The 18,732-nt window shown below is 59.9% G+C and carries 19 protein-coding genes; 3 read left to right on the top strand and 16 right to left on the bottom strand.

Annotated features, from left to right (window positions below):
• Positions 1-5: 5 nt before the first annotated feature.
• From QD408_RS17695 to QD408_RS17740, 10 genes are all read right to left on the bottom strand, one after another.
• A complete protein-coding gene (locus tag QD408_RS17695) occupies positions 6-1,073 on the bottom strand; it encodes a radical SAM protein (protein ID WP_414140198.1) in 1,068 nt (355 codons plus the stop codon).
• Positions 1,070-2,386 carry an ABC transporter ATP-binding protein gene (locus QD408_RS17700; protein WP_414140199.1) on the bottom strand — a complete coding sequence of 439 codons (1,317 nt, stop codon included), beginning with the start codon at positions 2,384-2,386 and terminating at the stop codon, positions 1,070-1,072. Before QD408_RS17700 ends, QD408_RS17695 begins: the two co-directional genes overlap by 4 nt.
• Positions 2,383-3,252, bottom strand: a complete 870-nt coding sequence (locus QD408_RS17705; RefSeq protein ID WP_414140200.1) for an ABC transporter permease — start codon at positions 3,250-3,252, stop codon at positions 2,383-2,385. The genes QD408_RS17700 and QD408_RS17705 overlap by 4 nt, the downstream gene beginning before the upstream one ends.
• Positions 3,249-4,121, bottom strand: a complete 873-nt coding sequence (locus QD408_RS17710) for a class I SAM-dependent methyltransferase (RefSeq protein WP_414140201.1) — start codon at positions 4,119-4,121, stop codon at positions 3,249-3,251. The genes QD408_RS17705 and QD408_RS17710 overlap by 4 nt, the downstream gene beginning before the upstream one ends.
• A gap of 24 nt (positions 4,122-4,145) precedes the next feature.
• Positions 4,146-5,117 (bottom strand): hypothetical protein, encoded by a 972-nt coding sequence (locus tag QD408_RS17715; protein WP_414140202.1) that lies wholly within the window; start codon positions 5,115-5,117, stop codon positions 4,146-4,148.
• A 1-nt stretch (position 5,118) separates the two neighbouring features.
• Positions 5,119-5,790: an acyltransferase gene (locus QD408_RS17720; RefSeq protein WP_414140203.1), complete on the bottom strand. Its 672-nt coding sequence runs from the start codon at positions 5,788-5,790 to the stop codon at positions 5,119-5,121.
• A complete protein-coding gene (locus QD408_RS17725; protein WP_414140204.1) occupies positions 5,777-6,751 on the bottom strand; it encodes a hemolysin activation protein in 975 nt (324 codons plus the stop codon). Before QD408_RS17725 ends, QD408_RS17720 begins: the two co-directional genes overlap by 14 nt.
• A gap of 694 nt (positions 6,752-7,445) precedes the next feature.
• A complete protein-coding gene (locus QD408_RS17730; protein ID WP_414140205.1) occupies positions 7,446-8,255 on the bottom strand; it encodes an anti-sigma factor family protein in 810 nt (269 codons plus the stop codon).
• The gene (locus QD408_RS17735; protein WP_414140206.1) at positions 8,252-8,857 is read right to left on the bottom strand and encodes an RNA polymerase sigma factor; all 606 of its coding nucleotides are present in this window, start codon (positions 8,855-8,857) and stop codon (positions 8,252-8,254) included. The genes QD408_RS17730 and QD408_RS17735 overlap by 4 nt, the downstream gene beginning before the upstream one ends.
• 32 nt (positions 8,858-8,889) lie before the next feature.
• Positions 8,890-9,426 carry a tetratricopeptide repeat protein gene (locus QD408_RS17740; RefSeq protein ID WP_414140207.1) on the bottom strand — a complete coding sequence of 179 codons (537 nt, stop codon included), beginning with the start codon at positions 9,424-9,426 and terminating at the stop codon, positions 8,890-8,892.
• A gap of 173 nt (positions 9,427-9,599) precedes the next feature.
• Here QD408_RS17740 and QD408_RS17745 point away from each other — a divergent pair, with 173 nt between their 5' ends.
• The 3 genes from QD408_RS17745 (at position 9,600) to QD408_RS17755 (ending at position 12,473) form a co-directional block, all read left to right on the top strand.
• A complete protein-coding gene (locus tag QD408_RS17745) occupies positions 9,600-10,652 on the top strand; it encodes a type III polyketide synthase (protein ID WP_414140208.1) in 1,053 nt (350 codons plus the stop codon).
• Positions 10,649-11,152, top strand: a complete 504-nt coding sequence (locus tag QD408_RS17750; RefSeq protein WP_414140209.1) for an isoprenylcysteine carboxyl methyltransferase family protein — start codon at positions 10,649-10,651, stop codon at positions 11,150-11,152. Before QD408_RS17745 ends, QD408_RS17750 begins: the two co-directional genes overlap by 4 nt.
• A 73-nt stretch (positions 11,153-11,225) precedes the next feature.
• Positions 11,226-12,473 carry an NAD(P)/FAD-dependent oxidoreductase gene (locus tag QD408_RS17755; RefSeq protein ID WP_414140210.1) on the top strand — a complete coding sequence of 416 codons (1,248 nt, stop codon included), beginning with the start codon at positions 11,226-11,228 and terminating at the stop codon, positions 12,471-12,473.
• Here the strand turns inward: QD408_RS17755 and QD408_RS17760 are convergent.
• The 6 genes from QD408_RS17760 to QD408_RS17785 form a co-directional block, all read right to left on the bottom strand.
• Positions 12,463-13,002 (bottom strand): gluconokinase, encoded by a 540-nt coding sequence (locus tag QD408_RS17760; RefSeq protein ID WP_088680502.1) that lies wholly within the window; start codon positions 13,000-13,002, stop codon positions 12,463-12,465. The two genes, QD408_RS17755 and QD408_RS17760, sit on opposite strands and share 11 nt — an antisense overlap.
• Before the next feature lie 42 nt (positions 13,003-13,044).
• Entirely contained in the window at positions 13,045-13,998 is a 954-nt protein-coding gene (locus QD408_RS17765) for a peptide ABC transporter ATP-binding protein (protein WP_414140211.1), read from the bottom strand.
• The gene (locus QD408_RS17770; RefSeq protein WP_088680500.1) at positions 13,995-15,011 is read right to left on the bottom strand and encodes an ABC transporter ATP-binding protein; all 1,017 of its coding nucleotides are present in this window, start codon (positions 15,009-15,011) and stop codon (positions 13,995-13,997) included. Before QD408_RS17770 ends, QD408_RS17765 begins: the two co-directional genes overlap by 4 nt.
• Positions 15,011-15,901, bottom strand: coding sequence for an ABC transporter permease subunit (locus tag QD408_RS17775; RefSeq protein ID WP_414140212.1), 891 nt, complete (start codon positions 15,899-15,901; stop codon positions 15,011-15,013). Before QD408_RS17775 ends, QD408_RS17770 begins: the two co-directional genes overlap by 1 nt.
• Positions 15,902-15,910: 9 nt before the next feature.
• Positions 15,911-16,915 (bottom strand): ABC transporter permease subunit, encoded by a 1,005-nt coding sequence (locus tag QD408_RS17780; RefSeq protein WP_414140213.1) that lies wholly within the window; start codon positions 16,913-16,915, stop codon positions 15,911-15,913.
• Positions 16,916-17,002: 87 nt separating this feature from the next.
• Entirely contained in the window at positions 17,003-18,598 is a 1,596-nt protein-coding gene (locus QD408_RS17785) for an ABC transporter substrate-binding protein (RefSeq protein WP_088680498.1), read from the bottom strand.
• Positions 18,599-18,732: the final 134 nt, after the last annotated feature.

The raw sequence follows: 18,732 nt of genomic DNA on the forward strand, positions 1-18,732 counted from the left end.
ATCGCTCACCCCGTCAGTCCCTTGAGAAGCTTTCGAAACCTGTTGATCGTCGCGTGGTGATCATCTGTGCCGACGGGATAGGCGACCTCCTTTTCGCCTTCCGGTATCTCGCCTATCAGGCTGCGATAGACCTGGTCGCGCGCTGTGATTTCTTCGCGGGTTCCCTCACCGTCCGCTTCAGAACACGTGTCGCAAGGGCTTTCCTTTGGGCCGAAGCGCAGCATCGACTTTCGCCATCCCGCCATGGCTTGTGAGGCATAGGCCTCGTAGATGTTCGAGTAGCTCGCGAGGTTGCCAACAGAGTATTTCTTCTTGTGCATCGGATTATCGACAAACATCTGGCAGCAGGGGAATAGGGTTCCCTCGTATGATATCGTGAAATCGTGGAACGGCCGGTCGCACGGCGCCTTGCGGGCCGGAGTCCGGGCTGTGATGTCGGTCATAGCTCCGGCGCGATCCGAACCATAGATCGCGTAATTCGTCGAAAAGACGTGGATCTTGATGCCGAAGAGCGAGATCGTGCCATAAATGTTCTGATTCATCGCAACCGAGGTCACCTTGATCGCCTTGCCTAGGCGAGCCGACAATTCGGAGATTCGGCCGATGACATAGGCGTCGTCATACGGTTTTCCCTTCGGGGCATGCAGCGTAACGTAAAGTTCGCTCAGGCCGGCATCGACCGCCGCCTTCAGGTATTCGCGGCTAAGATAATCACCATTAGTGCTAAAATAGATGCGGCATTTCGGCAAACGCTGGCGCAGCAGAGAGATCCGGCTGAGCAGCAGCTCGCGATCCGACATCGGTTCATTGTAGAGATTAAGGCAGACGCTTTCCGCATAATCGATGCGCTCGAGGTCGTCGACGAGCTTGTTAAATATCTCGTCGGGCAGGAGCCTGTTTGAACTCGAACGATCGACCTGCGAAATCGGGCAATAGGTACAGTGACGATTGCAGAACGAGGAAATTTCAACCACGACATTGGAGACGGAGTTGCGAAACAGCTCTTTCTGCTCTTCGTAATTGGCAGGCGCGGAAAAATGATCCTTCGTAAAGTATTCTGCAGCTAAGCTCATCCGATCGCCTCCAGTGTTTCATGGGAAAACGCCGCGTCGAAATGCATCACGGCATTTGGATCCGAATATAGAAAACGTTCATGAGGGCTTAAAATAACAATGTGTCCGCACTTGAGCCAGAGGAACAGATGGGCACCGATGTGCCGGCTGATAATAGCGAGGTTGAAAGCGTAGGCACCAGGTCGGAAATTCTGCTGTTCGACCCTAATGCGGAATATATAGGTGCCGGGAGCGAGGAGGTCTACGGGCGCTCCCTGCTCGTAATTGTCCAGCGAGACTATGTTGCGATAGTGAACCGCATCGGCGACGACGCGAATGATGAAGTTCTCTATCGGCTTGTTGACCTTGACAGTAACTTCGATGGTGAAAGGATCTTCGAATTTCAGCTCGCGAACCGCTTCCCCATGGTCGGAAAGCACCTTGAAATCGTTGCATATCACATCACCCGTTCCGCTTTTTTCGAAGCTTTCGATGGGTTCCGCTTTGCTGGCGGAAACGGCGGAGTGGCTGTTGGATGCATGGGCAAACTGGACGTCTGCGGCAAGCGCATTGCGCGAATTCTGGTCGTCGTACTCCCGGATGACCTGCTCGATCGGACCGTCTACAAGCGCTGCACCCTTGTTCATGAATAGCCCACGATCGCACACAGCCCAGATCGCGCCCGGCGAGTGCGACACGAGGATGATTGCCGTCCCGCCCCGCTTCAGCTGCAGGATATGGTCATAGCACTTCTTTTGAAAGTTCAGGTCGCCGACAGCCAGCACTTCGTCCATCAGCAGGACGTCGGGACGGCTGAGGGCCGCGATGGCAAAGCCGAGCCGAACATACATGCCGCTGGAATAGTTGCGAACGGGTAGATCGATGAAATGATCCAGTTCAGAAAAGGCGATGATCTCATCCATCAGACCATCGATCTCCCGGGTCGATAGACCGAGCAGAGCACCGTTAACGTAGACGTTTTCACGTCCTGTCAGCATCGGCGCGAAGCCCGCACCGGCAGCGATCAGCGCGCCGACGCGACCGCGGATTTGGACGCGCCCCTTGTCGGGCGCATAGACGCCGTTCAGGATGCGCAGGAGTGTGGTCTTGCCGCAGCCGTTTACACCCATGATACCGAGGGCTTCGCCACCATTAAGCTGGAAGCTGACATCGTTGACGGCCCAGAACTCGCCTTCTCGGAGGACATCCGTCGTGCTCGAACGACCCGCGAGCTTGCGGACGGAATCGCGAAGTCCATATTTCATAGATTGCCGCAGTGTGAGCCCGAACTTCTTCGAGACCCCTTGAGCGCGGATCGCCCAGTTATCACTCATAGCCGCTCGGTTACCTTGTCCTTGATCAGATAGAAAGCGTGGACCCCAATCCACAGCACGATGCCCGAAAACAGCGTGGCAGCAAGATAGCCAGGCCAGTAGGACGCAGCGCCGAGCACGATGATAGTGCGCGGTGTGTCAATCAGATAGGTTAACGGATTCCAGAAGACGACTTGCTGGAGAGCTGGATTGGCAAACTGGGCCGTGTATACGACCGGAGTCACATACATGACTAAGTTGATCAATGTCACGAACATGCCGGTCACATCGCGCGCCACGGCGCCAACAACCGAGAGCATCAGACCGATACCCACGCCGAGCGCTATGATAGGCAGAACGGTCAGGGGATATAGAACGACCCAGATCGACGGCAATCGACCGAAGACGAACAGCAGCAGAATAAGCACGATGACATTGACGAAGAGATTGTAGCAAAGCGATGCGAGGCCAGTGACGGCAAGGCCGATTTTCGGGATATTGGTGCGCATGACAAGATCGCTGTTGGCGATCAGTCCGTTCGCGACGACAGACAGCGCCGTGACAAAGATGCCCCAGACCGTCGTACCGACATAGACGAAGATCGGATAGGGAATTTCTGTGTCGCCAGGGTTCAGGATGCCTGTGAGCTGCATAAAGACGAAGCTGGCAATGCCGAGCAGCGGCACGAGCACGATCCAGAGATAGCCGAGCAACTTCTGACGGAAGCCGGCGACGAAATCGCGCTTGAAAAGGTGCCACAGAACGTGCCGCGACCATGAAAGCTCCCGAGCGGCCAAAACGACGGAACCGATCGGCCCCAAGACATCGCCGGCGGCTTCATAGGTTCGCACAATCTTAGCTGACTTGGTTACGGGCCCCCCTGTCATTGGCGCTCGCTTGCAACGGCGGGCTTAACTGCCAAGAAGGAGTAGAGACGCCCCGGCGTCTGATCGCGCGCATTCAAGGCTGCGACCAGACGCTTCAGCAGCATCCGGCCGAGGAGATGCTTGCGGCTGAAGATGATGTCGGTCAGCGACCGACCAATGATGGCGGCAACGGGCCGGGTACAATGGACGAAACACTGGTCCGGCGTCATCGGGAAATAGTTAATTGGCGAATCCAGCGGCGCGAGTACCTTGTCGAGATGTAATCCGGCCCCGGTCATTGCCAACAGATATTCCTGAAGCAAGAAGGCGTTTTCGCCGCCATAGAACTTGTGGAGCGTGTGTGCATCGAGGAAGGCCTGCAGATCCTCGCGGCGGCTGAGCACATGCTCGCGCGTTGCAATCATTACGCCGCCCGGCTTCAGGACACGGAAGACCTCGCGGCAGGTCTGCGGCAGATCACGCGCATGGTGCAGCACCTGGCGGGCATTGACTACATCGAAGGTGTTGTCGGCAAAGGGCAGCTTCTCGGAATAGTCGCCTGCGACTTTGATCGTCAGTCCGCTGCTTGCCGACAGGGCATGGATGGCACCGGCACCGACCAGCGCGCTGGGGTCGGGTTCGAGAGCCGTGACGTCCCAACCGTCGCGCGCCATGGCATAGCTGCTGATGCCGCGGCCCGCGCCAAGATCGAGCGCCGTCCCGCCAGGTGCCGGAAGAAGAGCTGCGATCGCCTTCCATTCCGCACTTTCCCAGAATCGCTCGGCTGCGTCCTGCAGTGGATCGTCGAAGTAGCAAGCACGCACCAGGGGCTGCTGATCCTTTTGATCGCGCAGCCATTGTACCGAATCTTCCCAGCTCATCAGTGCCATTCTATCGCTCCCGATCTTCGATCATTACTTACCGTCGGCGTCCAGCGCTCGCAGCGTGGTTTTTGAGCCGGTCATGACGTCCACAACCGGCACGTCGAGAATCTCCACCCGCCGCTTTTCGCCGCCCAGAAAATTCAGCTTTCCAGATTCATCGCGCGAATCTCGGAACCGCGACTCGATATAGGCTTCAGCCGCCGTCAACGCGTTGAGGCGGCCGAGACGGTCTCTGCGCACGAAGAACAAGTTGTTAGCGGCAGTATTGGAGCCGACCAGTGCATAGCCCTTCTTTGAAGCGAGATGTTCGAACGCCCTTATCGAGGCGCCCCAGAACAGGTTCGAGTAATGCGACTTCTCGCGCTGGAAAGCACGATCGTAGGGAACGGAAATTGCATAATCGGGGCCGAACACGCTGTTCCACTCGACAATGACAATGACCGGATTGCAGATGTCGATTTTTTCCCAGACCCAGTAATCGTTTCCATCGATATCGACGCTGAGAATGCCGACATCGCCATCAAATCCCGCATCGCCTATGAGCTCGTTAATGTTGTCCCGGTCGATCCAGGCATCCACTGCCGTCAGGTCATGACGCCAGTAAAGGTCCTGATTTCGGACGAAATCCATATATTCCTTGCTTCCGTCGATGATCAGACCGCGCCAGTGATCGTTCATCAGCAGGAAGCGTGTGCTGGATTCGGAGTAGTTCTGGACGCCGAACTCGATGAAGCTTGTCTCTCTGCGCGTGATTCCGGTCTCTCGGATCAGGTACTGAAGGATTCCGTCCTCACCGAACTGAGAAAACACTTTAAATTCCGCATCCTGAAGCCGCGCGAGGGGCGCCCGTTCGGAATTTTGCAACGACAGCGCCCTGCCCTGGAGGATCATCAGATCGTCGATCTGCTGCCGGGTATTCGACAGACCGCGCGCGACCACGCCCTCTATATGCTGGGATACGGGCGTGGCAATCATGCGGGTGAGCTTATTCAGAAGAGACACGTTATTCCTCTTTGCCTTGGGTGGTCAGGGCAGACATCTTATCTGTTATCGAACCGCCCGCCAGCGGTTCGATAACAGGGATCACCTTATTGCGATAGACCATATCCGGGGGGACGTCGCTGGTAACGATGGAGCCGGCCGCAATGACGCTGCCGCGCCCAATGCGCACGCCGCGCAGGATCGTCACGCCGAAACTGATCCATACATCGTCCTCGATGATTACAGGTGCCGAGAAGACGCCAGGTATGTCCGCGGCGGTTACAGGATGACCCTTCTCGATGATGTGGCGAAAGTGGGCGTGGCGCTCGTCCATATCGGTGGAATGTGCCGTGCCGTCGTGAATGTTCACGTCATGGGCGATTAGCACACGGTTGCCGATAATAACCCGCTCCATCGACCAGATCTCGGTCCTGATGCCGATATAGCACCAATCGCCGATGCTGATCTCACCCCCGTGACCATAGGTCAGGAGCCGACCACGCACGTAGGAGTTGCTTCCAATATTGATTTTCTCGGGGCCGCCCGAAAAATTGTTGACCTCCGATTCGGGCATCAAAGCCGAACCGGCAGCCAATACGCAGGCATCTGCGCCATGAACCCGCTTTCGCTCCCGATCGAGTTCATGCGCCAGCCAGGCGAACGCCCGGTATCTTAGTCTGTCAAGAAAACGCATTACGCAGCTTCTGGTTGGCCCTGCGGGCGAAAATCTTCAGCGAAGCGATCACCCCAGATCCCGGTGTGCCGGCCTGCGCCACCAGCGTCTGCCTCCCGCGAAAGAAATCCTTGAGTTGCGCGAAATGATCTTCATTCACGACCGTCTGCGTCGGAAAAGAGACCTGCTCAGGCAGTGGAGAGCCAATGTAAAGCGTCGCATCATTCTGCTTTAGGAAATCGTCGCTGCCGCAATGTACACCAGTTCCGTCGAAACCGCCGTTCCAGACCAGGCTTTTCGACGGATAGACGACAAGACCCCTCTTGCGCGATGCGGCATACCACCAAAGAATTCCCCAGGAATCGTTTCGCCCGGCAATTCGCTCTTCCAGCATCGAGGTATACGCGGAGCTACCGTCGAAATTGAAGAGGCTCATCCAGTCGCGATCCTGGCGCGCGACGTCCAGATCGGGAACGTCGAGATTGAAATCCTTCCAGGCCCGCTGCCATGTCGCCCAACCCCACGTCGTTGTTACAGGCAGAAGGAATGCATCCTCGAGTGGAGCTTTCGGCGGACTAATCGTGAAACCGCCCACCTGAACCACCGCCGGCTCGTTTTCATAACGATCAAGTGATGCCATCATAAAGTGCAGAAAATCCGAGCTGACAACCAGATCATCCTCGACGACGACCGCGCGGCCGTAGCGTGAACACAGTTCGCTAACACCGGCTGAAATCGAACGCGCAAGACCGATATTCGCCTCACGTTCAAGCACCGTCGCGTTTAGCGTCCGTGCCCAGCGGCTCAGAATTTCACGGGTTGCAGCCACCTTCGCGCTCGCGCTCTCGGTCTTGGCTGCATCAGAGAAAAAATAGAAATCGCATTCGTGAAGGCGTCGTGATTTCGAAAGAGCAAGCAGCGCCCGCTCCGTATGTTCCGGGCGATTATACGCGAAAAAAGCGACGGGTGTCTTGCCAGTCATCCGTTGCCACCCCACAAAACCTTCGCTGCGACCACTCCCGTCAAAATCCGATCCATCAATTCCGCTACCTCGCTTTTGCCTAAGCAAACACCTCCTGTCGCGATATATAGCACACTCCAGGATCGCTTCAGCCTTAAAAGCGCCGGCATAATATTTCGGAACTCGATTCCGACGCGACGCGTACATCCCATGTACCACCCGGAAGCGATCGCATATCGTTCCGCGCACCCAGTTCGAGAGAAGCCATAATTCGCAAAAAGTGGCTTTGCAAGCGAATTGCTCTACATCCACAACCATGAGACAAAGCGACAATTGCGCTTGCCGCGGGGGACTCTGCTCAGAGATTTCTCTGATTTCACCGCCGGCGTGCCCTATTGGGTTAAGTTCAATCTGCCAGGCCTCCGTGCCCAAGACCATTGTCCACGTGATCTGCAACTTAGCATCTCCTCCAGAATGGATTAGAGCCCCGTCCATTAGGACGGACGAATGAAGGAAAGTCACGAGAGCCGGCTTGCGTGGCGGGTGGCATAGTATTCCACGTCGCCGAAATATCCGGCCACTACGTCTTGAAGAAATGGAGAACTCTCATCCCGGGCTTCGACCGTCAATTGGTCGATTTTCAAAACGCCGTTAGCCGATTACGAGCGCTACGCCAACAGGATACCTATGTCCAGGTGCTTCTGGCGATCAAAACTCACACCGCCACCCTCCCCCGCATCTCATCCGCAATCGCCGTCATCCTGTCCGCCGGCGCATGCCCGATCAACATGAAGGCGTGCGTCGCATTCGACCAGTAGACGACATTCATACCCTTGCGGTTTTCGACGTCCGGCGCCTTCGGCCCCGCGTCTGACCTGACGATGCAGAGCGCCATCGGCCCGGTTTCGGGATCGAGATAGGCGATCTGGGCGAGCGGTTTGCCGTCATATTGCAGCAGCAGGGCGCGTTTGAAATCGATGCCCGGGAGCAAGACGGTTTCGGGGGAGAGCGACAGGCCGAGTTTTTCGTCAAGGCTGGCGAGCTGGGCGGTCTGGTCCTCTCTCGCAGGGACGGGGCCGGCGAGCGTTTCAGGGGTGTAGAGGGAAATATACTCGGCGACGACGGCGCGCCATTCGCTGTTTTCGTCCTTTGCCGAAAAATTCCGTCCGATGCCGATGACGGCGCGGTCGATGGCGATGCCGGCCACGAGCGAGGCGGCGAGCGCGCCGAGGAAGCGACGGCGGGTGACGATTGGGGGAGCGGGCGTGGAGGCGGATTTTTCGCTCTCGCGCGCGGGAATCGCGGCGAGCATCGCCTGCAGTTTTTCGCGCGGGGCTTCGGCGAGAAGCGGGGTGAAAGCCTGCTTGAAGGGCAGGCTGGCGCGCGCCAGGAATTCCAGCCGCTCGGCGACGGCCTCGTCTTCATTCACCATGGTTTCGATGCGCGCGGCCTCGTCGGCCGGCAATTCGCCGTCGATATAGGCGGTGAGGTCCTCGTCGGAGGGAATGGTGTGTCTCGTGTTCATGGCCGTCCCCCTTCCGCTCCGGCGCCGGAGAGCTTGGCGCGGGCAGCCGCCAGCCGGCTCATCACGGTTCCGATCGGAATATCCAGTATGCCTGCTACCTCGCGATAGGAAAGTCCTTCCACATAGGCGAGGAAGACCACCGTCCTTTGCGCCTCGGGCAACGCATTTACCTGCTTCAGCACCTGCCCGGCCATCACATGCGTTTCGGTGTCGTGCGCACCGTCAAAGGTCAGCGTCTCCCCGGCATCGACGAAACCCTGGCCCTGGCGCACCCGGCGCGAGCGGATCTCGTTCAGCCAGATGGAATGCAGGATCGAAAACAGCCAACGGTCGAGCCGCGTACCGGGAATGAATTGCTCGGCGCGCTCCAGCGCGCGAAGGCAGGTCGCCTGCACCAGGTCGTCGGCCACATCCCGCTGATGCGAGAGAACGAGCCCATAGCGCCAGAGCCTGGCCAGATTTTCCGTCAGGCCGCTCCTGATGTCCGCTTCGCTCGCGATGGCCGCCTCCGCCGATCCTGCATCTTTCGGAACCGCCCGATGAACCGGCGATTCCACTCTCGTGCGACTATAGGCAGGAAATATGGGGCGCGCGACCGACATTCGGATATCCCTCTCCTGCCCTGGCCTGCCGATCAGATCTTCGACGGGTCGAGGATCGCGGCGTTCAGGTCCTGATATTCCTCGCAAGTCGTGCCGCAGATCGTCTTGATCGTGTTCAACTGATCCCTGGCGAGATCGAGCCGGCCCTTGATGACATAGGCTTCGCCGAGATATTCGCGGACCTTGGCATATTGCGGGTCCATCTTCACCGATTGCAGATAGTAGGAGATGCCTTCATCGGTGCGGCCGAGCTTGCGGGTGGCATAACCGCGATAATTCAGCACCTCGGCCGTGTTCTGGTCCTTGACCGTGTCGAGCATGGCAAGCGCCTCTTGATAGCGGCCGGCCTTGGCAAGCGAATAGGCATAGTCGGTGCGGTTTTCGTCCGACACATTGGCGCTCTGCTGCTTGACGCATTTCTTGGTCTTCTGGTCGTAGATCTCGCCCTTCTTGCAGGTCGGCATCGTGCTGTTGTCATCGCCGATCGCAAAGACCGGGGCGGAGAACAAGGCAGCGGCGAAGCAGCCGCCGAGAAGGATGGAAGCGGCGCGAATTGTCGTGGTCGTCATGGGAAAACTCCTCGAAAGTGACGTTGCGAGGAGAGAACACGGCTGCCTCGATATTTATTCGGCAGCGTCTCCCATTTTCTTCATCACTGCTTCGTGAAGCGATCACCGCCGAATAAATCATCGGAACCGCGTGTTTTCTCAGTCGTTGCGCCGGGAACGACAAGGAGAATTCCGTGACCAATAGCGTAAAACTCGTCAGCCTCGCCGTCGCCGCGCCCGAACATGTCATTTCCCAGAAGCAGGCGGCCGAAGCTTCGGCCCGGCTTTTTGGCGATCGTTTCGAGGATTTCCGCCATCTTGCCCGCGTTTTCGACAGCGCCGGCATCGACAAGCGCCATGCGGCACGGCCGCTTTCCTGGTTCGACGAGCGGCATGGTTGGCAGGATCGAATGGAGGCCTATGCGGAGGTGGCGGGTGCGCTCTTCGTCAAGACCGCCACCTCGGCGCTTCTTCAGGCAGGGCTTGAGGCCAGCGATGTCGATTGCGTCGTCACGGTTTCTTCCACCGGCTTTACGACGCCGAGCCTCGATGCGCAGCTTGCCCGCCGCGTGGGCTTCAGGGCCGATATCGAGCGCGTGCCGGTCTTCGGGCTCGGCTGCGCCGCCGGCGTCTCAGGTTTTGCGATGGCCTCGCGGCTGGCACGCAGCCGTCCGGGCGTTGTCGTGCTTTTCGTCTCGGTCGAACTCTGCACGCTTGCCTTCCGGCTGGACGAGCTGACGCGGCCGAACATCATCGCGACGGCGCTTTTCGGGGATGGTGCTGCCGCCTGCGTGCTGCGCTCGGGCGAAAATGGGCTGGCGGAGGTGGAATCGACCGGCGAGCATCTCTTTCCCGATACGCTCGATATCATGGGCTGGAAGATCGACGACGGCGGCTTCGGCATCGTGCTGGCGCAATCGCTGCCGCCTTTCGCCGAAAAAGAGCTCGGCCCGGCAGTGGATGGCATTCTGGCGCGAAACGGGCTGGAGCGGGAGGATATCGGCCGCTTCATCTGCCATCCCGGCGGCATGAAGGTGCTGGCCGCGATGGAGAGCGCGCTTTCGGTGACGCCCGGCTCGCTGGATCACGAACGCGCCGTGCTTGCCGAGTATGGCAACATGTCCTCGCCGACCGTGCTGTTCGTGCTCGAGCGGGCAATCCGCGCCGGGTTGCCGGAGCGCGCGGCGATGATTGCCATGGGACCGGGCTTTTCGGCGAGCTGCGTGACCCTTCGGAGGACGGCATGATGTGGCCGTCGATCGCGCTCCTGACCTTCGTGACGCTGCAGCGGCTGGGAGAGCTCGTGCTCGCCCAGCGCAACACCACCGCCCTTCTTGCAAGAGGCGCCAGGGAGGTGGCGCCGGAGCACTACCCCCTCATGGTGGCGCTGCATGCGGGCTGGATCATCGGTCTCTGGTTGCTTGCACCGGGCAGGCCGGTCGAGTTCCTCTGGTTTCTGATCTTCATGGGGCTGCAGGCGCTCAGGCTCTGGGTTCTGGCGACGCTCAAGGGCCGTTGGACGACGCGCATCATCGTCCTGCCGGGCGCGCCGCTGGTGAGATCGGGGCCATACCGCTTTCTCCGGCATCCGAACTATTTGGTCGTCATCGGCGAGATCGCCGCGCTTCCGCTTGCCTTCGGCCTGCCGCTTTACGCGGTGGTCTTTTCGCTTCTCAACGCCTTCGTCCTCCATATCAGGATGAAGGCCGAAAATGCCGCACTCAAAAGCGCAATGATTTTGAAATGAATGCGATTTTTCGTTTGCGCACCGGTGACGGCAGAGGCATTTTCACCTGATAACAAAGCGGAATTCAGGGGAAATGACGAAGAACGCAATCGTGCTCGGCGCCGGCATCGTCGGGGTTTCCACGGCCATCCATCTTCAGCGGCGCGGCCGGCAGGTGACGCTGATCGACCGCAAGGATCCGGGCCGGGAAACCTCCTTCGGCAATGCCGGGCTGATCCAGCGCGAAGGCGTCGTGCCCTACGGTTTTCCCCAGCAGCTCGGTCTCCTGCTGCGCTATGCTGTGAATAATCGGATCGACGCGCATTATCATCTGCGCACCTTGCCGAGCCAGATCGCCTTCCTTGCCCGCTACTGGTGGAACTCCAATGCGCGGCGCCACGCAGCCATCACCCGGGCCTATGCGCCGCTGATCGAGAATTCGATTGCCGAACACAAGGACCTGATCGAGGCCTCGCAGGCTGAAGAGCTGATCCGCAAGGACGGCTGGATGAAGATTTTCCGGACGGAGGCCAGGCGCGACGAGGCCTTTGAGGAGGCGGCACTCTGGCGGAACGAGTTCGGCGTGGAATATGACCGCCTGACTGCGGCCGATATCGCCCGCATGGAACCGGATATCAGCGGCGATTTCGTCGGCGGCCTTCGCTGGCGCGACCCATGGTCGGTGCTCGACCCGCATGCGCTGACATCGGCCTATCGCCGCTATTTCGAAAGCCTCGGCGGAAGGTTCCTCGCAGGCGATGCCGCCTCTCTCGGCCAGTTCGGCTCGGGATGGAAGATTATGACTGAGGAAGGTTCGCTCGAAGCCGATGATGCGGTGATCGCGCTCGGCCCGTGGGCGGCCGTCGCAACACGCCGGCTCGGCTATTCCTTTCCGCTCGGCGTCAAGCGCGGCTACCACATGCATTATGGCGTCGAGGGCAATGCCGTGCTCAACAACTGGACGCTCGATGCCGAGCGCGGCTATTTCCTCGCGCCGATGAGCCGTGGCATCCGCCTGACGACGGGAGCGGAGTTCGCAACGCTGGATGCGCCGAAGACGCCGGTTCAGCTCGACCGGGCCGAAGCCGTGGCCCGCACCATCTTTCCGCTCGGCGAAAGGCTCGATCCCGAACCCTGGATGGGCTCACGCCCCTGCACGCCCGATATGATGCCAATCATCGGCAAGGCGCCGCGCCATCAAGGCCTGTGGTTTGCCTTCGGCCACGCCCATCACGGGCTGACCCTCGGGCCGGTGACGGGCCGCGTGCTTGCCGAAGCCATCACCGGCGAGACGCCGTTCATCGATATCGCGGCCTATTCGCCGCAGCGTTTCAAGCCGTGACGCCGAGACCGGCGAGGTCCCTGAGGGCCGTCGCCGTGATGCCTTCGATCGTGTCGTCTATGTCGACGGTGACGACACCGGGTTCGCCCATCGGCGCCTCGAGCGTCGCCAGCTGACTTTCGAGCAGCGAAACCGGCATGAAATGCCCCTTGCGCTCGCCCATGCGTTTCGTCAGCAGCGCCCTGGAGCCTTCGAGATAGACGAAGAAGAGGTTGCCGCCGGCAGCCGTCCGCAGCCTGTCTCGATAGATGCGCTTCAGCGCCGAACAGGAGACGATGATGCCCTCTCCCTTTTCGAACGAAGCCTTCATTCGCTCGCCGATCAAGTCGAGCCAGGGCATTCTGTCTTCATCGCTCAGCGGAATGCCCTTCGACATCTTCTCGACATTGGCGGCGGGATGAAGCGCATCGCCTTCGACAAAGACCAATTTCAGGGCATGGGCGAGCTTCTCGCCGACCGAGGATTTGCCGCAGCCGCTGACTCCCATGACGATGATCGCATGGGGCCTATTCATCCGCGTATCCCGCATGCTTCCTCCCCGCATCTAACCTTTTGTCCACGCAATTCCCGCTCAGTCGAGCGGGAAGTGACAGGCATATTGTTGTGCGCCCTCTCCACTGAGTTCGGGAGAAACCTGGCGGCAATAGTCCTGCGCCTTCCAGCAGCGCGGATTGAAGTGACAGCCGGATGGCGGCTTCAGCGGCGAAGGCAGCTCGCCCTGCAGGCGGATACGGTTCTTCGCGCGTTCGGGATCGGCGATCGGCGTGGCCGAGAGCAAGGCTGCGGTATAGGGGTGGCGCGGCCGGGCGAAGACTTCGGCGGCAGGACCGGTTTCGATCGGGCGGCCGAGATACATCACCATCACCTCGTCGGCGATGTGATGGACGACCGAGAGGCCGTGCGAGATGAAGAGATAGGCCAGCCCCATCTCCTTCTGCAGGTCCATCAGCAGGTTCAGGACCTGGGCCTGGATCGACAGGTCGAGCGCCGAAACCGGTTCGTCGAGCACCAGCACCTTCGGCCGCAGCATCAGGGCGCGGGCGATGGCGATACGCTGGCGCTGGCCGCCGGAGAACATGTGGGGATAGCGGCCGTGATGTTCCGGACGCAGGCCGACGCGGGCCATCATCTCCTCCACCTTGCGGCGGCGGGCGCTGGCATCGAGATCGGTGTTGATCTTCAGCGGCTCCTCGAGGATGGCGCCGACCTTCTGGCGCGGATTGAGCGAGCCGTAGGGATTCTGGAAGACGATCTGCACCTGGCTGCGCAGGCTGCGGTCGCCGACACGGGCAGGCTTGCCGTCGATCAGCAATTCGCCGGCCGTCGGGTCCTCGATCAGCGTGACCAGGCGGGCGAGCGTCGACTTGCCGCAGCCGGATTCGCCGACGACGGCGAGCGTCTTGCCGGAATGAAGGCTGAAGCTGACGCCGTTCAGCGCCTTGACGGTCGCGTCGGCTTTGAACAGGCCGCGATTGACGGTGTAGAAACGGGCGAGATCCCTGCCCTCGAGAACAGCGCCCGTCATACCAGGTCTCCTGCAGTTTGAACGGCGATGACACCGGGATGCCCGAGCGGCTTGCCGTCCTTCAAGGGATAGTTGCAGAGCGCCCGGCCAAGCTCCGGCCCCTGACGGACAACGCCGCGATCGCATTCGACCGTGGCGTAGCCGCAGCGCGGCGCGAAAAGACAGCCCGTCGGGCGGCCATGCTGGCCGGGAACGACGCCGGCGATCGAGGGAAGACGCTGGCCGACCTGGGCGCGTTCCGGCAGCGCGGCAAGCAATGCCGCCGTATAGGGGTGATGCGGATCGCGGAACAGCGCCTTCACCGGCTGCTCCTCGACCTTCTGGCCGGCATATTGAACCTGCACGCGCTCGGCGGTTTCGGCGACGACACCCATGTCATGAGTGATCAGCACCAGCGCCATGCCCTGTTCTTTCTGCAGGCGGACCAGCAGATCGAGGATCTGCGCCTGGATAGTCACGTCAAGCGCCGTCGTCGGCTCGTCGGCAATCAGAAGCTTCGGATTGCAGGCGAGCGCCATGGCGATCATGACGCGCTGGCTCATGCCGCCCGACATCTGGTGCGGGAAGTTCGACAGGCGGTCTTCGGGTGCGGGAATGCCGACGAGGTTCAGGAGCTCGATCGAGCGCTCCCTTCGTTCCTTCCGGTTGAGGCCCATATGGACGCGCAGCGTCTCGCCGAGCTGGAAGCCGACCGTGAAGCACGGGTTGAGGCTCGACATCGGCTCCTGGAAGATCATCGCCATGTCCTTGCCGACGATCTTGCGGCGCTGGCGGGCGGAGATGCCGCGCAGGTCCTGGCCGTCGAACTGCATGCGGTCGGCGGTGATCCTCGCCGTCCACGGCAGGAGCCCCATCAGCGCCAGCATGGCGACGGATTTGCCCGAGCCGGATTCACCGACGACCGAGAGGATTTCCCCCTTGTCGCAGGTGAGCGAGACGCCGTCGACGGCGCGGAACAGACCGGATGACGTCTGGAATTCGACGGTCAGATTTTCGATTTCGAGAAGTGGCATCACGACCTCTTCAGCTTGGGGTCAAGCGCATCGCGCAGGCCGTCGCCCATCAGATTGATGGCAAGAACGGTGATCAGGATGGCGAGACCCGGAAATGTCACGACCCACCAGGCGCGCGAGATGAATTCGCGGGATTCGGCGAGCATCGTGCCCCATTCGGGTGTCGGCGCCTGGGCGCCCTGGCCCAAGAAGCCGAGCGCGGCGGCATCGAGGATCGCCGCCGAGAAGGCGAGTGTCGCCTGGACGATCAGGGGCCCCAGACAGTTCGGCAGGATCGTCTTGAACATCAGGCGCAGCTTGCCCGCGCCGGCGACCCGCGAGGCAATGACATATTCTCTCTCTCGTTCCGACATGACCGAAGCGCGCGTCAACCGCACGAAATGCGGCAAGTTGACAATGGAGATTGCTATCATTGCGTTGGTGAGACCAGGCCCAAGGATAGCAACCAGCACGAGGGCAAGCAGCAGCGACGGGAACGCCATTACAATATCCATCATACGCATGACCACGATGTCGATGTAACCGCGAAAAAAACCGGCTGCGAGACCGACCAATACACCCGATACCACTGAGAGCGAGACGACGATGACGCCAATAAACAGCGAGAAGCGCGCGCCATAGATTAGGCGCGAGAGAATGTCCCGGCCGACAGGGTCCGTTCCAAGCGGAAACGTCAGGCTGCCGCCGGTCATCCAAGACGGCGGCGCCAACATGAGTTGGCGATTTTGCTCATCAGGCAAGTGCGGCGACACCAACGGCGCGAAAATCGCCAACAACAGAACGACTGCGAAGACAACGAGGCCGATGACGGCGCCCTTGTTGCGGGAAAAATAGTGCCAGAACTCCGCAAGAGCGGATGGCTGGCCGGTTTTGACGGTGACCGTGCTCATGGACCGCTCCTAGTGACGAATTCGTGGATTGATGAAGCCGTAGAGAACATCAACGATCAGATTGACCAGCATGATGACGCCGGCGATCAGGAGAAGGCCACCCTGGACCACAGCGTAGTCGCGCTTGAACACGGCGTCGATCATCCACTTACCGATGCCCGGCCAGGAAAAGATGGATTCCGTGAGAATGGCGCCGGCCAACAGGACGCCCATTTGCAGGCCAATCGTCGTGACAACCGGTATCATCGCATTTCGCAATGCGTGCACAGCAACCACTCGCAGCGGCTTCAAGCCCTTCGAGCGGGCCGTGCGAACATAATCTTCTCCGAGAACTTCAAGCATCGCCGAACGAGTCTGGCGAGCTATGACGGCGAGCGGGATGGTCGCAAGCACGATGGTCGGCAGAATGAGATAGCTGACGGCCGATGCGAAGGCGCCTTTCTGGCCTGACAGCAGGCTGTCGATGAGCATGAATCCGGTGACCGGCTTGAAGAAATACATCAGCGAGATGCGGCCGGAAACCGGCGTCCAGCCGAGATAGCCGGAGAAGAAGATGATCAGCATAATGCCCCACCAGAAAATCGGCATGGAATAGCCGATCAGGGCAACACCCATCACGCTCTGGTCGAACCACGTGCCTCGCTTGACGGCCGCAAAGACGCCGGCGGGCACGCCAAGACAGACGGCGAGGATGATGGCGCAGAAGGAAAGCTCCAGCGTTGCTGGAAACAGCGTCAGGAATTCGCCGAGAACGGGCCGCTTGGTGACGATCGAGGTGCCGAGATCGCCTTGCAGCACTTTTCCGAGATAATCGAAATACTGCACGTACATGGGCCGGTCGAAACCGAGATCGTGCATGATCTGGGCGTGCCGCTCCGGCGCCATGACACGTTCACCCGACAGGAGCATGACGGGATCGCCGGGAAGCAGGCGGATGAACGAGAAGGCAATGAGGGAAACGCCGAGGAATGTCGGTATCAGCACCGCGAGGCGGCCGATGAAAAAACGCAACATGGCAGATGTCCAATAGTTTCCGGCGGTCAGGGGGTGCCTGACCGCCGGTTGCGCCCAGCTCTGCCGGGCATTCTTACATTATTCTTGTTATTCGGATACGTCGACGCCATCGAAACGGTGAATGCCGAGCGGGTCCATATGGAAGCCCGAGACCTTCTTGCTCATCGGAACGAAGACGAGCGAGTGGTCGAGAGTCGCCCAGGGCGCTTCCTTCTTGAAGATCAGCTGAGCCTGCTCATAGGCCTTGGTGCGCTCGCCGACATCGGCGGTGAGCTTGGCCTTGGTCATAAGGTCGTCGTATTCCTTGTTGCACCACTGGGCGCGGTTGTTGCCGCCAACGGCATCGCAGCCGAGCAGCGTATCCATGAAGTTGTCAGGATCACCGTTGTCGCCGGTCCAGCCGAGGATGACTGCGCCGTCGCGCTTCACGTCGGAGGAGAGCTTCAGGTACTCGGCCCATTCATGCGTGACGATCTCGACCTTGACGCCCACCTTGGCAAAGTCGGCCTGCATCAGTTCGGCGGCGCGGCGCGCGTTCAGCATGTAGGGGCGCGATACCGGCATCGCCCAGACCTTCATGCTGAGATCCTTGACGCCGGCATCGGCAAGAGCCTTCTTGGCGGCGTCCGGATCGTACTTTTCGTCCTGAACGGCGTCGTTATAAGACCACATGGTCGGCGGGATGGGGTTCTTTGCAACGGTAGCCGCACCCTGGAAGACGGCATCGACGATCGCCTGCTTGTTGATCGCCATGTTGAGCGCACGGCGAACCTCCGGCTTGTCGAAGGGAGCCATCTGCGTGTTGTAGGCGAGGTAGCTGACGTTGAGGCCGGCCTGCTCCTGAACGACCAGGTTCCCGTCCTTCTTCAGTTCGGGAACGTCGGCAGCATTCGGATACGGGATCAGGTGGCATTCGCCGGCCTTCAGCTTCTGGGCGCGGACGGCGGCGTCAGAGGTGATGGCGAAAACCAGATCGTCGATCTTTTCCTTGCCCTTGAAATAACTTTCGTTCGCCTTGTAGCGGATGACGGCATCCGGCTGGTAGGCGACGAAGGTGAAGGGGCCGGTGCCGAGCGGCTGCTGGTTCAGCTGCGCCATCTTGCCGTCAGCGGCGAGCTTGTCGGCATATTCCTTGGAAACGATCGAGGCGAAGTCCATGGCGAGGTCGGCAAGGAACGGCGCTTCCGGATGGTTGAGCGTGAACTTGACGGTGAGGTCATCGACCTTCTCGACCGACTTGATCAGTTCCGGGAAGCCCATGCCGGCGGCGTATTCATAAGAGCCGCCCTCGACATACTTGTTCCACGGATTGTCGGACTTCAGCTGGCGCTCGAAGGAGAATACCACGTCGTCGGCGTTGAAATCGCGCGTCGGGGTGAAGAAGTCGGTGGTCTGGAACTTGACGCCGGGATGAAGCTTGAAGGTGTATTCCTTGCCGTCGTCCGAAACGCTCCAGCTGTCGGCCAGACCGGGTTCGATCTCGGTGCCGCCATGCTTGAATTCGACGAGGCGGCTGTAGACCGTGCGCGACGACGCGTCGAAGGTCGTGCCTGCCGTATAGAGGCTCGGGTCGAAGCCTTCCGGCGAGCCCTCGGAGCAATAGACAAGGGTCTTGGACCAGGCCGACGTTGCCATGACCGAAATCAGGGCCGTCGCTGCCAGCATGACAGAGATCTTTTTCATAGTATTGTTTCCCGGTTGTTCTTTTTTGATGTCTGGAGACCGCAGATAGGCATCCCGATCGACGGTCGATGGAACGACATTTATCTACTGAAAGCAACGGGCTACGGAGAAAATTTTTCCAGTTGGACAATTTT

Origin of the sequence: Rhizobium sp. BR 249 (genome assembly GCF_047445895.1) — a bacterium.
Classification (GTDB): domain Bacteria; phylum Pseudomonadota; class Alphaproteobacteria; order Rhizobiales; family Rhizobiaceae; genus Rhizobium.